General features: G+C 71.0%; 12 protein-coding genes. 6 read left to right on the top strand and 6 right to left on the bottom strand.

All coding sequences use genetic code 11. The annotated features are described in order from the left end of the window. Positions 1–74 precede the first annotated feature (74 nt). Positions 75–1505 carry a Gfo/Idh/MocA family protein gene (locus AZE13_RS21565; protein ID WP_066934349.1) on the top strand — a complete coding sequence of 477 codons (1431 nt, stop codon included), beginning with the start codon at positions 75–77 and terminating at the stop codon, positions 1503–1505. Between the two features lie 180 nt (positions 1506–1685). Here the strand turns inward: AZE13_RS21565 and AZE13_RS21560 are convergent, their stop codons facing one another. Next, positions 1686–2453 carry a L,D-transpeptidase family protein gene (locus AZE13_RS21560; RefSeq protein ID WP_066934346.1) on the bottom strand — a complete coding sequence of 256 codons (768 nt, stop codon included), beginning with the start codon at positions 2451–2453 and terminating at the stop codon, positions 1686–1688. Between the two features lie 228 nt (positions 2454–2681). Here AZE13_RS21560 and AZE13_RS21555 point away from each other — a divergent pair, with 228 nt between their 5' ends. Both AZE13_RS21555 and AZE13_RS21550 read left to right on the top strand, forming a co-directional pair. Continuing rightward, complete coding sequence (locus AZE13_RS21555) at positions 2682–4499, top strand: ABC transporter transmembrane domain-containing protein (protein ID WP_066934343.1); 1818 nt, start codon at positions 2682–2684, stop codon at positions 4497–4499. Beyond that, positions 4496–6280, top strand: coding sequence for an ABC transporter ATP-binding protein (locus tag AZE13_RS21550; RefSeq protein ID WP_066934341.1), 1785 nt, complete (start codon positions 4496–4498; stop codon positions 6278–6280). Before AZE13_RS21555 ends, AZE13_RS21550 begins: the two co-directional genes overlap by 4 nt. Before the next feature lie 175 nt (positions 6281–6455). Here the strand turns inward: AZE13_RS21550 and AZE13_RS21545 are convergent, their stop codons facing one another. Next, a complete protein-coding gene (locus tag AZE13_RS21545; protein ID WP_066934568.1) occupies positions 6456–7247 on the bottom strand; it encodes a metal-dependent hydrolase in 792 nt (263 codons plus the stop codon). A gap of 567 nt (positions 7248–7814) precedes the next feature. Here AZE13_RS21545 and AZE13_RS21540 point away from each other — a divergent pair. Together AZE13_RS21540 and AZE13_RS21535 are read left to right on the top strand one after the other, a co-directional pair. Beyond that, positions 7815–10328, top strand: a complete 2514-nt coding sequence (locus AZE13_RS21540; protein ID WP_066934338.1) for a DEAD/DEAH box helicase — start codon at positions 7815–7817, stop codon at positions 10326–10328. Positions 10329–10380: 52 nt separating this feature from the next. Further along, positions 10381–11250, top strand: a complete 870-nt coding sequence (locus AZE13_RS21535; protein WP_066934550.1) for an acyl-CoA thioesterase — start codon at positions 10381–10383, stop codon at positions 11248–11250. Here AZE13_RS21535 and AZE13_RS21530 read toward each other — a convergent pair. Next, complete coding sequence (locus AZE13_RS21530) at positions 11181–12077, bottom strand: DUF6397 family protein (RefSeq protein WP_309302204.1); 897 nt, start codon at positions 12075–12077, stop codon at positions 11181–11183. The two genes, AZE13_RS21535 and AZE13_RS21530, sit on opposite strands and share 70 nt — an antisense overlap. 67 nt (positions 12078–12144) lie before the next feature. Further along, positions 12145–12564 carry a roadblock/LC7 domain-containing protein gene (locus AZE13_RS21525; protein WP_066934336.1) on the bottom strand — a complete coding sequence of 140 codons (420 nt, stop codon included), beginning with the start codon at positions 12562–12564 and terminating at the stop codon, positions 12145–12147. 168 nt (positions 12565–12732) lie between these two features. Between AZE13_RS21525 and AZE13_RS21520 the strand changes: the two genes are divergently transcribed. Next, the gene (locus AZE13_RS21520) at positions 12733–13161 is read left to right on the top strand and encodes a PPOX class F420-dependent oxidoreductase (protein ID WP_066934334.1); all 429 of its coding nucleotides are present in this window, start codon (positions 12733–12735) and stop codon (positions 13159–13161) included. A 50-nt stretch (positions 13162–13211) separates the two neighbouring features. Here AZE13_RS21520 and AZE13_RS21515 read toward each other — a convergent pair whose 3' ends face one another. Both AZE13_RS21515 and AZE13_RS21510 read right to left on the bottom strand, forming a co-directional pair. After that, the gene (locus tag AZE13_RS21515) at positions 13212–13826 is read right to left on the bottom strand and encodes a GTP-binding protein (RefSeq protein WP_066934331.1); all 615 of its coding nucleotides are present in this window, start codon (positions 13824–13826) and stop codon (positions 13212–13214) included. Positions 13827–14260: 434 nt separating this feature from the next. Then, positions 14261–14443, bottom strand: coding sequence for a hypothetical protein (locus AZE13_RS21510; RefSeq protein WP_066934328.1), 183 nt, complete (start codon positions 14441–14443; stop codon positions 14261–14263). Between the last annotated feature and the right edge of the window lie 54 nt (positions 14444–14497).

Raw genomic sequence — 14497 nt, 5'->3', positions numbered from 1 at the left:
CCGGCCCCGGGCCGCCAAGGTCCTGACCGAGGTTCACGTATGCCCCGGCGCACCACCGCTCCTCTGGAGGACCGATGAACGAGGCACAACCGCAGAACCACCACCCCGACGAGACGGGCCCCAGCCGTCGTTCGGTCCTGTGGACCGCCGGTGCGGCGGGCGCCGGACTGGGACTGGGCGGACTGACGGCCGGTCCGGCCGCCGCGGCCGCACCCCGGGCCGCCGGTCCCTCGACGACCGCCGCCGCCCCCTCGGCCAAGGGGAAGACCATGATCGGGGTCCCCTTCGAACGGCGCTCCACGGTGCGTGTCGCGATCATCGGCCTGGGCAACCGCGGCGGCAGCATGATCGACCTCTTCCTCGCGGTCCCGGGCGTCCGCGTCGTCGCACTCTGCGACCCGGTGAAGGAGAAGACCGCGCGGGCCGCCAGGAAGGTCACCAACGCCGGACAGCCCGCACCCGCCGTCTACACCAACGGCGACCACGACTTCGAGCGCCTCTGCCGGCGCGGCGATCTCGACTTCGTCTACGTGGCCACGCCGTGGGACCTGCACTTCGAGATGGCGAAGGCGGCGATGCTCCATGGCAAGCACGTCGGCGTGGAGTGCCCGGTCGCGCTGCGCATGGAGGAGCTGTGGAAACTGGTCGACCTCTCCGAACGGACCCGCAGACACTGCATGCAGCTGGAGAACTGCTGTTACGCCAGAAACGAGATGCGGGTGCTCCGGATGGCGCATGCCGGCCTGTTCGGCGAGCTGCTGCACGGCGCCGGCGCGTACCTGCACGACCTGCGGGACCTGATGTTCGACCCCACGTACTACGAGGGACCGTGGCGCCGGCTGTGGCACACCCGGCTGCGCGGCGACCTCTACCCCACCCACGGCTTCGGCCCGGTCGCCAACTACATGGACATCAACCGCGGCGACCGCGCCGTCCGGATCTCCAGCATCGGCACCCCCGCACTGGGCCTGGCCGCGTACCGCAAGGACCACATGCCGCCGAACGACCCCAGCTGGAAGGAGTCGTACGTAGGGAGCGACCGGACCATCAGCCTCGTCCAGACCGCCAAGGGCCGGGTGATCCGGCTGGAGCACGACGTCTCCACCCCGCACCCCTACAGCCGCATCAACAGCCTCGGCGGCACCAAGGGCGTCTTCGAGGACTACCCCGCCCGGATCTACCTCGAACCGGACCAGGGCAACGACGAGTGGGGCGACTTCAGCAGGTACACGCAGTGGGACCACTGGCTCTGGAAGGAGCACACCAACCCGCCCGGCGGCCATGACGGGATGGACTACATGCTGGTCTTCCGGCTGATGCAGTGCATGCGGCTGGGCCTGGTACCGGACTTCGACGTGTACGACGCCGCGACCTGGACGGCGCCGGTACCGCTGAGCGACCGCTCGATCAGGGCGAACGGCGCCCCGCAGGAGATACCCGACTTCACCCGTGGTCTGTGGAAGCGGGCACGGCCGGGCGTGGACTCGGAGAAGCCGGAGGAGTGAGCAGCCGGGCGGCCGGACGCCGTGAGCCGGGCGCCGCGGAGGGCGGACTCCCGGCTGGACTCCGTGGCGGCGCCGGACTCCATGGCAGCGCCGGACGCCGTGGGCCCGGCGGGTGGTGACGCCCGCCGGGCCCGCATACGGGGGTGGTCTGCTCCGCGCCACCCCCGTCCCGTACGCCCGTCAGGCGGAAGCGAGACGCGCCTTGTCCCCCATGACCACCACCGGGTGCCGGGCCGGATCGAGGGCGCGCAGCAACGACCGCATCCCGGCCTTCGAGACGCTGACACAGCCGGACGTGCCGCTGCCGTGGTCCATGTGCAGCCAGATCCCGCCCCCCTTGGACCGCCCCTCCGGGCGAGTGGGATCGAGCGGCGAGATGCCCTTCACCCGGTTGTAGTTGATCGCGATGACGTAGTCGAAGTCGTTACGGGTGTTCTTGGGCCAGTACGAGGGCGGGGTGAACGCCGAGGAGTGCGTATAGGGCAGCCGGGTGCCGGGGTTCGCGAGCACACCGCCCGCATCGGTCAGGGTGAACACCCCCACGGGGCTGCGTTTGTCGTCCTCGTGATGGTCCACGGTCCAGCCGCGCCGCCCGTTGTGCGCCGCCCAACTCCCCTGCTGGTCCCACCCCTTCGCGCTCTTCTCGTACAGGACCACGGTGGAGTCGGCGGAGTCCGGTCCCTTTCCGTAGACCGCGACGACCTGCCGGGAGTCGGCGGGGATCCGCGACCGCAACGCGGTGCCGATCCCGGGCACGTTCCCGGGCACGTTCTCGGGGCGGGCGGTGACCGGCGCACCACGCGGCGGGCCCCCGGGGCGCTCGCCCTTCGCGGCGCCGTCGTCCTTGCCGCCCTCGTCCCGGCTGCCCGCACCGCCGCAGCCCGCGAGAAGGACCAGCCCCGCCACGGCCACCGCCGCCGTCCGCACCGCACCGCCCGCTGTTCGCATGCGCCCATGGTGGCACCGTCCGACTGACAGGCCCTCAGTGCCCGCTCGCCGCGCGCAGATCACCACACGATTGTCCGAATCACCGGTCCGCGGCGGAAAACCCTTTGAAATCGGCCCACCCCACGGGCCAGTCTTCCAGCACCTCCGCCGACGAGACGGGCGAGAGGGCATTCCGCCTGCCGGGACGGCGCTCTGCCGGCCACCCACCACGACCTCGCCTGGAACCTCATGCATATTCGCGATCTTCCACACCCCGACCCCGGCGTCCCGGACGTCCGTACGGGCGGCGCCTTCCTCCTGTGGCTCTGCGGACAGCAGCTCGGCGACCAGCTCAAGGCCCTCTTCTGGGGGCTGGTGAACTTCGGCGCCGTCGCCTCCTTCCCGCTGCCGGTCGGCCTCGCCGTCCAGGCCGTGGTCGACCGGGACGGCGGCCGGCTCGCGCTGTCCGGCGGCCTGATGGTGGTCCTGGGCGTGCTGATCGCGCTCGGAGGCACGATGCTGCACCGGGCGACCGTCACGAACTGGATCACCAGCGTCGCCCGGATACAGCAACTGCTCGCCCGCAAGACCACGGAGCTGGGTTCGGCCATGACGCGGCGGGTGGCGGCCGGCGAGATCGCCGCGGTCAGCACCGGCGACCTGGAGAAGATCGGCACGTTCGCCGAGACGGTCGCCCGGTTCGGCGCGGCAGCGGTCACCACCGTCGCCGTCGCCATCGTCCTGGTCATCCGTCAGCCGCAGCTCGGCATCCTGGTGGCGCTCGGTCTGCCCGTCCTCGTCCTGGCCGTGCTGCCCCTGCTGCCGCCCGCGACCCGGCGCGCCGACATCCAGCGCGACAAGGCCGGCCGGGCCACCGAGCTGGCCTCCGACACCGTCGCCGGACTGCGGGTCCTGCGCGGCATCGGCGGCGAGGAGCTCTTCCTCGGCCGCTACCGCCACGCCTCCCAGGAGGTACGGGAGGCCGCCGTGCGCAGCGCCCGTATGTGGTCGCTGATCTCCGCCGTCCAGGTGGTGCTGCCGGGCCTGCTGCTCATCGCGGTGGTCTGGTACGGCACCCGGCTCGCCCTCGACGGCACGGTCGCGGTGGGCGAACTCGTCGGCATCTACAGCGCGGTCACCTTCCTGCTCTTCCCACTCCGCCACTTCGAGGAGATCGCCCAGGCCTACTCCTTCGCCCGGCCGTCGGCGAAACGTACGGCCCGGGTACTGGCCCAGAGCCGGCCGGCCGGCGGACGCACCACCGAGCCCGCGGAGATGCCCGCCGGTGCCCTGCACGACCCGGTCAGCGGGCTGACCGCCCCGGCCGGCCGGCTGACCGCGGTGGTCTGCGGTGACCCCGACGCGGCGGGGCGGCTCGCCGAACGCCTCGGCGGCCACCCGCCGTGGAACGACGGGGGCGAGGGCGACGGCGGTGCGGATGACGCCGCCGGCCTGCCGTCCGTCACTCTCGGCGGCACTCCGCTGGACGACCTCCCCCGGGACACCGCCCGCCGGGCCGTCCTGGTCCAGGACAAGGACCCGGTGCTGCTCTCCGGCGCCCTGAGCGAGCTGTTCGACGTCCCGTCCTCCGGCCGGGTGCCCGCGGCCGACGCCCTCACCGCCGCGGAGTGCTGCGATGTACTGACGGCACTGGCCCAGGCGTCCGCCGACGGCTCCGGAGACCCGATGCGGGCCCACCTCACCGAGCGCGGACGGTCGCTCTCCGGCGGCCAGCGGCAGCGGCTGGCACTGGCCCGGTCACTGGTCACGGACCCGGAGGTGCTGGTGCTCGACGAGCCCACCAGCGCCGTCGACGCGCACACCGAAGCCCGTATCGCGGACGGCCTGCGGCGGATCAGAACGGGCCGTACGACGGTCGTCCTCACCTCCAGCCCGCTGCTGCTGGACCGGGCCGACCGGGTCGCGTACCTCCATGAGGGCAAGGTCGTCGCCGAGGCCGCCCACCACGAACTGCTGCACAGCCACCCCGCCTACCGCGCCATCGTCACCCGCGCCACGGACACCGAGCCGGCGCTGCCGACCGGCCGGATCGAGGAGACCGCATGATCGGCCTGGCACCGCCGGACCACGACCCGGACGCCCCGCAGACCCTTCCCACCCTCCCCGTCGGCTCTCCGGCGACGGTACGGAGCTACGTCGGCGGCCTGATCCGCCGTCACCGCCGCGCCTTCACGGTCCTGGTCACCGTGAACGCCGCCGCGGTCATCGCCTCGATGGTCGGCCCCTACCTCCTCGGCGGAGTCGTCGAAAGGCTGGCCGCGGACTCCCGCGACCTCCAACTGGGCTGGACCATCGCCCTGTTCACCCTCTCCCTGGCCGCTCAGGCGGTCTTCGTCCGCATGGTCCGGCTCCGTGGCGCGATGCTCGGCGAACGCATGCTGGCGGATCTCCGGGAGGACTTCCTCGTACGGTCCGTGGCGCTGCCGCCGGGTGTCCTGGAACGGGCCGGTACCGGCGATCTGCTGTCGCGGATCACCACGGACATCGGCCGCCTCTCCACTGCGATGCGCGAGGCGGTACCCGAGCTGTCCATCGGCGTGGTGTGGGTGATATTGCTGGTCGGCGGGCTCACGATCACCGCGCCGCCCCTCGCGCTGTCCGTGCTGATCGCCCTGCCGCTGCTGGTCATCGGCTGCCGCTGGTACTTCAAACGGGCACCCAGCGCCTACCGTTCGGAGGCCGCCGGTTACGCTGCGGTGTCCACCGTACTCACCGAATCCGTCGACGCCGGACGCACCATCGAGGCGCACCGCCTCGGCCGGCGCCGGATCGACCTGTCGGAGCAGCGCATTCGTGCCTGGACCCAGTGGGAGCGGTACACGCTCTTCCTCCGCTCGGTCCTCTTCCCCGTCATCGACCTGACACATGTGCTGCTGATGAGCGCGGTGCTGCTGCTCGGCGGCGCGTTCGTCATGCGGGGGTGGATCACCCCGGGACAACTGACCACCGGGGCGCTGCTGTCCCACATGATGACCGAGCCCATCAACATCATCCTGCGCTGGTACGACGAGCTGCAGGTGGCCCAGGTGTCCATCGCCCGCCTCGTCGGCGTCCGGGAGATCGACCCCGGAGCCGGCGACCCGGACCTGTCCCCCGGCGGGCGCGATGTCCACGCCGACGAGGTGACGTTCGGCTACCGCACCGGCGTCGACGTACTGCGCGACGTGTCGCTGCGGATCCGTCCGGGCAGCCGGCTCGCGCTGGTCGGCCCCTCCGGCGCCGGGAAATCGACTCTCGGACGGCTGCTGGCCGGGATCTACGGCCCCCGGGCGGGCTCCGTCACCATGGGCGGCGCCGAGCTGTCCGCGATGCCGGCCGAGCGGGTCCGCGAGCAGGTGGCGCTGGTCAACCAGGAGCACCACGTCTTCGTCGGCTCGCTCCGCGACAACCTCCTGCTGGCCCGCACGGGCGCCACGGACGCCGAACTGTGGGCGGCGCTGGGCGCGGTGGACGCCGACGGCTGGGCCCGGGCACTGGACGACGGCCTCGATACCGAGGTCGGCTCCGGCGGCCACACCCTGACCCCGGCCCAGGCCCAGCAGATCGCCCTGGCCCGCCTGGTCCTCGCCGACCCCCACACCCTGGTCCTCGACGAGGCCACGTCGCTCCTCGACCCCCGGGCGGCCCGCCACCTGGAGCACTCTCTGGGCAAGGTCCTCGAGGGCCGCACGGTCGTGGCCATCGCCCACCGCCTGCACACCGCCCATGACGCCGACGTCATCGCCGTCGTCGAGAACGGCCGGATCAGCGAACTGGGCAGCCATGACGAACTCGTCGCGGCCGATGGCGCCTATGCGGCGCTGTGGCGGTCTTGGCACGGGGGGTGAAGGGCGAGGGTGAAGGGGTGGAACGCGTCACCGGCGGGGCACGCCGTCGACGCCGTATGTTCCCGGGGCAGGTTCCGGCGCACGCACGTCGTGGACGAGGCCGGGCGTGGGCGGAGGCCGGCGGCAGGGGCCGGGCAGCAGGCACCACCCGCCGCCGGCCTCCGACGAATCCGCCTCAGAGGTAGTCGAGCGCGCCCAGCCCGCTGAGGCCGCCGACCAGCATGAACGCCGGCATCAGCACCTTCAGCTCCACCCAGCTGCCGGCCTTGAACCGCATGGCCTTCGGCGGCCCGACCGGGTACCAGCGCTTACGGCCTATCGGGATGGGCCACAGGATGGGGCAGCCGGAGACCGTCAGCGCATCGCCGATGTCATGGACCAGCGCACCGAGCACGATCGGCAGCCCCAGCCAGAGGTACTGCTGCCCGGGCCCGTCGAACAGCCAGCCCGCCCCGTTGCCCGGCTGGTCGAGAACGCCCGCCAGGATCCAGGCCGAGGCCGCCCCCAGCAGCCACACCAGCACATCGCTGGAGACCCGCGCCGCCCGCCACAACAGCCCCTCGATGGCGAGCACCATGTGCACGAAGAGGATGCCGAGCACCGCCCACCGGCCGCCCTGCATCGCCAGCAACGACATCCCGCCACCGACCAGCACGGCCCACACCCAGGTGTGAGTGAGCGTACGGTGACCACCGGAACGGTTCGAGTCGCCGCGCATCTTGGTCGCCTTGTAGACCGCGTGCGAGAGGTTGTCGACCACTTCGCACACCATCCGCGAGAGCGGCCCGAAGGCCCGCGAGATGGTGGCCGACTTGTGGTCGAGATCCGGAGCGAGCGCCGCTCCGGCACAGATCAGAGCGCCGCAGACGACCACCGGCCAGGGCATGGGCTGTCCCGCGGCGGCGGTCACCGCGCCCAAACCCAGCCAGGCCGCGGCCCCGGACAGCGAGTGCGCCGGTCCCATCATGGTCGTTCCCACCCCTTGTTCTCTTACTTGCGTGGCCGTTGTTCCTGCTTCGCGCACTCGTGGGTCACGTGTCTGACGGCCGATCGGCAACTCAGCGTAACGCCAGATGATCTCCCCGCCGGGATCGGGTGCCGCCCGGCCCCGCCCTCCCGACGGTGATCTCCGCCACGTCGCCGCCGCGCCGGCCGCACTCACCGGCACCACGAGCGACAGTGAGTCGGCGACCGTGCACGGAATGTGAAGAGATTGCATGGAAGCCGTCGGGTGCACACGGGGCTTCGGCCGATGAGGGGGCTGTGGGGACGCGGCTGACTCCCTGCGCGTCGGGGGCGTGCAGCCGTTCAGGCCGGTGGGTTGCCGAGGGACGGCCGGCCGGCGGCACGCCTGGAGGCCCTCGTTTCCGCAGGTCATCCTAGGTATGGCGGCAGGGCAGGAGGCTGCCGCGGGTGGTCTTGCGGAGCGGGCGAGGGTGTGGGGCGGGCGGGACGAGGGGGTGCTGAGCCGCGTGGAGTGGGGTTGCGAGCCGCCGGTTCCGTGATCCGGGGGGAAGCCAGGCAGTATGGGGGCGTGACCCTCATCGATCATCTGCCGAACGACGCCGACCCCGATGCCCTCTTCGAAGCCTTTTCGGGCTGGGCCGAGCAGCAGGGGTTCTCGCTCTACCCCGCCCAGGAAGAGGCGCTGATCGAGGTGGTCTCGGGGGCGAACGTCATCCTGTCCACCCCCACCGGCTCGGGCAAGAGCATGGTGGCGGCCGGTGCGCACTTCACCGCGCTCGCCCATGACCAGGTCACCTTCTACACCGCGCCCATCAAGGCCCTGGTGTCGGAGAAGTTCTTCGATCTGTGCAAGCTGTTCGGTACCGAGAACGTCGGCATGCTCACCGGTGACGCATCGGTCAACGCCGACGCTCCGGTGATCTGCTGCACGGCCGAGGTACTCGCCTCGATAGCGCTGCGGGACGGCAAGGACGCCGACATCGGCCAGGTCGTGATGGACGAGTTCCATTTCTACGCCGAGCCGGACCGCGGCTGGGCCTGGCAGATTCCGCTGCTGGAGCTGCCGCAGGCGCAGTTCATCCTGATGTCGGCGACGCTCGGCGACATGTCGCGCTTCGAGGAGGATCTGACGCGGCGCACGGGGCGGCCGACGTCGGTGGTCCGCTCGGCGACGCGGCCGGTTCCGTTGTCGTACGAGTACCGGACCACGGCGCTGACCGAGACGCTCACCGAGCTGCTGGAGACCCGGCAGTCCCCCGTCTACATCGTGCACTTCACCCAGGCCGCCGCCGTGGAGCGGGCGCAGGCCCTGATGAGCATCAACATGTGTACGCGGGCCGAGAAGGACCAGATCGCCCAGCTGATCGGGAACTTCCGGTTCACCACCAAGTTCGGGCGCAATCTCTCGCGGTACGTCCGCCATGGCATCGGCGTGCACCACGCGGGGATGCTGCCGAAGTACCGCAGGCTGGTGGAGAAGCTGGCGCAGGCCGGCCTGCTGAAGGTCATCTGCGGTACGGACACACTGGGCGTCGGGGTCAATGTCCCTATTCGTACGGTGCTGTTCACCGCCCTGACCAAGTACGACGGTTCGCGGGTGCGGACCCTGCGGGCGCGGGAGTTCCACCAGATCGCGGGCCGGGCGGGGCGGGCCGGCTTCGACACCGCGGGTTTTGTGGTCGCGCAGGCGCCCGAGCATGTCGTGGAGAACGAGAAGGCGCTGGCGAAGGCGGGCGACGACCCGAAGAAGCGGCGGAAGGTGGTGCGGAAGAAGGCGCCGGAGGGATTCGTCAACTGGGGCGAGAACACCTTCCAGAAGCTGATCGCTTCCGATCCGGAGCCGCTGACCTCGCGGTTCCGGGTGACGCACGCGATGCTGCTGTCGGTGATCGCCCGGCCGGGCAATGCCTTCGAGGCGATGCGCACGCTCCTGGAGGACAACCACGAGCCGCGGAAGAATCAGCTCCGGCACATCCGGCGGGCCATCGCGATCTACCGGTCGCTGGTGGACGGCGGGATCGTGGAGCGACTGGCGGAGCCGGACGCGGAGGGCCGGATCGCCCGGCTGACCGTGGACCTCCAGCAGGACTTCGCGCTGAACCAGCCGCTGTCCACCTTCGCGCTGGCGGCTTTCGACCTGCTGGACCCCGAGTCCCCGTCGTACGCGCTGGACATGGTCTCGGTGGTGGAGTCCACCCTGGACGATCCCCGGCAGATCCTGGCCGCGCAGCAGAACAAGGCGCGGGGTGAGGCCGTGGCCCAGATGAAGGCCGACGGCGTCGAGTACGAAGAGCGCATGGAACGGCTCCTGGACGTCGAGTACCCCAAGCCGCTCGAAGAGCTGCTCTTCCACGCCTACGGGCTGTACCGCAAGAGCCACCCGTGGGTCGGCGACCATCCGCTGTCGCCGAAGTCGGTCATCCGCGATATGTACGAACGCGCCATGACCTTCACCGAGTTCACGTCCTTCTACGAGCTGGCGCGTACCGAAGGCATCGTGCTGCGCTACCTGGCGAGTGCGTACAAGGCCCTGGACCACACCGTGCCGGACGATCTCAAGTCCGAGGACTTCGAGGACATCATCGCCTGGCTGGGCGAGATGGTGCGGCAGGTCGACTCCAGTCTGCTGGACGAGTGGGAGCAGCTCGCCAACCCCGAGGAGGAGACGGCGGACCAGGCGCAGGAGCGGGCCGACCAGGTGCGGCCGGTCACGGCCAACGCCCGGGCGTTCCGGGTGCTGGTGCGCAATGCGATGTTCCGGCGGGTGGAACTGGCGGCGCTGGACAAGGCCGAGGAACTCGGGGAGATGGATGCCGAGTCCGGCTGGGACGCCGAGGCCTGGGGCGAGGCCCTGGACGCCTACTGGGAGGAGTACGACGAGCTGGGAACCGGTCCGGATGCGCGCGGTCCGAAGCTGCTGCAGATCGAGGAGGACGCCGAGCACGGCCTCTGGAAGGTGCGGCAGACCTTCGCCGACCCGAACGGCGATCACGACTGGGGCATCTCCGCGGAGGTGGACCTCGCCGCCTCCGACGAGGAGGGGCGCGCGGTCGTGCGGGTCACGGATGTGGGTCAGCTGTGAGCCGGCGGCTTCGCCCGAGGCCGCCGAGGAAGCGGACGGAGGGCCACTGGTCATGACCAATCCCGCGGAGAGGCTGGTCGATCTGCTCGATCTCGAGCAGATCGAGGTGAACATCTTCCGGGGACGCAGTCCCCAGGAATCGCTGCAACGGGTCTTCGGCGGCCAGGTCGCGGGGCAGGCGTTGGTGGCCGCCGGCCGGACCACGGAGGGCGACCGCCCGGTCCACTCGCTCCACGCGTACTTCCTGCGGCCGGGCCGGCCGGGTGTGCCGATCGTGTACCAGGTCGAACGGGTCCGTGACGGGAGGTCTTTCACCACCCGCCGGGTCGTCGCGGTCCAAGAGGGACGCACGATCTTCAATCTGACCGCCTCCTTCCATAAGCCGGAACCCGGCTTCGAACATCAGTTGCCGATGCGCCGGGCAGTGCCCGGCCCGGAGGATCTCCCGACGGTCGCCGAGGAGGTCCGTGCACACCTCGGTGGTCTGCCCGAGGCTCTGGAGCGGATGGCGCGCCGGCAGCCCTTCGACATCCGCTATGTCGACCGGCTGCGCTGGACGCCGGAGGAGATCGGCGATGCGGAGCCGCGCAGCGCGGTATGGATGCGCGCGGTCGGGCCACTGGGCGAGGATCCGCTGGTGCACACCTGCGCGCTGACCTATGCCAGCGATATGACGCTGCTGGACGCCGTCCGCATCCCGATCGAGCCGCTCTGGGGGCGGCGTGGTTTCGACATGGCCTCGCTCGACCACGCGATGTGGTTCCACCGGCCGTTCCGCGCGGACGAGTGGTTCCTCTACGACCAGGAGTCGCCGATCGCCACCGGCGGCCGGGGCCTGGCCCGCGGCCGGATCTACGACCGGGAGGGCAGACTGCTGGTCTCCGTCGTCCAGGAAGGGCTGTTCAGGAAACTGGACGGCTGAGCCGGGTGGGCGGCCGTCGCCGCGGCGGCCGGTGCCCGGAGCCGCGCGGGCTCTTCGCTGCGGGCCTCTTCGAGGGCTCGGGCGAGATTGACGCGATACCAGAGGACTTCGTCGAACTCGTCCGCCGCCAGGACCCGTTCGACGGTCTCACGCGCTGCGGGAGTGGCGGTGAGCACCGTCGCGAGGGTGGGCCTGAGCCGGCGGAGCAGGGTCCGCTCGAGAGGGTTGTCGGCCACCGAGGCCAGCTCTTCCGGGGGGAGTACGGCCGCGATCGCCGCTGCCGATTCCCACGGGTCCTCGGTCTGCCCCATGAGCTGGGCGACCCTTCGGCTGCGCCACTGCCGGGCGCGCCAGTCCTGTCCCTCTTCGAGCATCACCCTCATCGCGGTGGGGACGGCACCCCGCAGCAAGCCGGGTTCACGGTCGGCGAATTCGGCGACCTCGGAGGCGAGGTAGAGCCAGACCACCGCGCCGTAGCGGTTCACATAGAACCGGACGGGACCGAAGCAGCCGGCCCGGGTCAGGCGGAGGGCCCTGCCGGGTCCGATGCCCATCAGTGCGGCGGCTTCGTTCGTGCCGACCGTGCGGATGCGCTCACGTAGCGCCTCCGGGAAGCCCGGCTCGGCCTGCAGCCGGGCGATCTCCTCCGCCGGGACCCGGCGTCGGACGGGCGTCGCCGTGCCGCCCGGCCGGCCATCGGTCCCGGCCGGGAGGGTTCGTACTTCTCCGAGCTGGACGGCGAGCTCGAACTCACCGCTCCTCAGCTCCAGTTCGCGGGCCGCTCGCCCCGCCGAGAGCGTCTGCCGCCCGTCGCACATCACCGTCATGTCGGTTCCCCCGTCACTCTGTCGATCACTGATAGTGACGACTGTAGCCGCCGTCAACGACGGTGCGTCAACCCTTGTCTCCGGCCTGTGGATAACTCTCCGGCCGACGGGAGGCGACGCCCAGATGTTCCCCGACACGATGGACCAACAGCGTCATCTCGTAGGCGATTTGCCCCATGTCGGCGTCGGCACCGGCCAGTACGCACAGACAGCTGCCGTCACCGGCCGCGGTCACGAACAACATCCCGTCGTCGAATTCGATCATGGTCTGGCGCACTCGCCCGGCCGCGAAGTGGAGTGCCGATCCCTTCGCGAGGCTGTGCAGTCCCGAGGCGACCGCGGCCAGATGCTCGGCGTCCTCCCGCTCCATCCCCTCGCTCGCGCCGGTCACCAGCCCGTCGGTGGACAGCACCAGCGCATGCCGTACCTTCCGCACCCGTTTGGTCAGATCGTCCAGCAGCCAGTCGAGTCCGCTGCTCAATGCCATTGCCGCTTCCTCCCCGCATCCCCGTCCGCTCTCCGGGCCGGACGGCAGTCCGCGGTCCGTCCGCGGCCTGCCGTGCCAGCCTGTCCCACGTCCGCCGTCCCGGCAAGCGGCCCCGCGGCCCGGCGTGCCCCACCGCACCGGGCCGTGGCACGCGGAGAGGATGCCGGTATGACGCACGAAATGACCAAGGACGAGTGGCAGAGGTTCCTCTCCGAGGGAACCAGGACCGGCAAGCTGGCGACCGTGCGGCCCGACGGCAGTCCGCACATCGCCCCCGTGTGCTTCCTCATGGACGGCGATGACCTCGTGTTCAACACCGGGGTGGACTCGGTCAAGGGCCGCAATCTGGTCCGCGACGGCAGGGTGGCGCTCTGCGCCGACGAGGAACGGCTGCCGTTCTCCTTCGTGGTCGTCCAGGGATCGGCGACGATCAGCAATGATCTGGCGGAGGTGCGGCACTGGGCGACCCGGATCGCAGCCCGTTACCAGGGCGAGGACCGCGCGCAGGAGTTCGGCGCACGCCATGCCGTTCCGGGCGAGGTAGTGGTCCGGGTCACGATCGACCGGGTCGTCGCCATGGCGGCGCTCGCGGACTGACCGCGTATGGGTCACGAGGCGGCCGGTGTCAGCGCCTGCCCGGCGGCCGCTCAGCCCACCGGGGCCGGTATCCGTCCGGAGTGCCGGCGGCCCGCGTGTTCGACGAGCCGGACCAGCACTTCCTTGCCCGAGTCCCGGTCCCTGGCATCACAGAGCACGACCGGGGTACCACGGTCCAGATCCAGTGCGCGGGCCACCTCGTCCGCCCCGTAGGACCGTGACTCCGCGAAGCAGTTGACCGCCACCAGGAAGGGGATGGCACGGCGCTCGAAGTAGTCGACCGCCGGGAAGCAGTCCTGCAACCGCCGGGTGTCGGCGAGGACGACGGCACCCAGCGCGCCCTCCGACAGGTCGTCCCACAGGAACCAGAAGCGGTCCTGCCCCGGGGTGCCGAACAGGTAGAGCGAGAGCCCCTGCCTGATAGTGATACGGCCGAAGTCCATGGCCACCGTGGTGGTGACCTTGCGGTCCACTCCCCCGGTGTCGTCCACCGTCTCGCCCGCCTCGGTGAGCCCTTCCTCGGTACGCAGGGGACGGATCTCGCTGACCGCCCCCACCAGGGTTGTCTTGCCCACTCCGAAGCCGCCCGCGACCAGGATTTTCAGGGCCAACTCGGGGTCGGGGTCCGGGGCTGCGCCCTCCAGGGCCCCTTGTGCGGCGTTCATGGGCCGGTCTCCTCCAGGGTGCGGGTCGGCGGGTATGGCGAGGACCGTACCGCCAAATCGCTGGGCTTGGCTGACCTCCCACGTTTTTGGCTTTCCCGCCGTGCGCCTGGCGGCGGGCTGTTGCCGCTGCGCGGGGCTGTACGTCACGGGTGCGCCCCTCCGGACTGCCGTCCTGCGGTGCGCCCCCTCCCGTGGGTAGGGGGGACTTTCCCGGTGGGGGTGACCGTAGCCCCGTACGCGCGCAGGGGACCACTCACGTATACCCCCACTCACCGTTTTTCCTCCCCCTCACGGGAGGGGCCGCTCCGCAGGACGGCAGTCCGGAGGAGCGGACCCGCACCCGACCAAACCACGCCCGCCGCAGGCGCAACGGCGAGAAACCCCCACGGCGGGAAAGCCGACAACGTGGGAAGCCAGCCAAGCGCAGCGGACGGTCAGCGGCCGATTTGCTTGCGGCCCGCCCTGCGCAGCCGGCGGCGCTGGGCGGGGTCGAGGGTCAGGTACGCGACAGCCGGGACTCCGACCATGACCAGTACGGCCGCCCAGAAGGGCAGCAGCCACAGCAGGATCACTCCCACCGCGACACCGCCGATCGCGACCTTTGCCTGTGTGGACATCCTTCACGCCCCTTCCGCGGCGCATGTGCCGCGCTCTGTCTACTCCATTGAACG

The organism is Streptomyces sp. NBRC 110611 (assembly GCF_001590865.1).
Lineage (GTDB): Bacteria > Actinomycetota > Actinomycetes > Streptomycetales > Streptomycetaceae > Streptomyces.
This window is presented reverse-complemented; position numbering and strand designations above follow the sequence as displayed.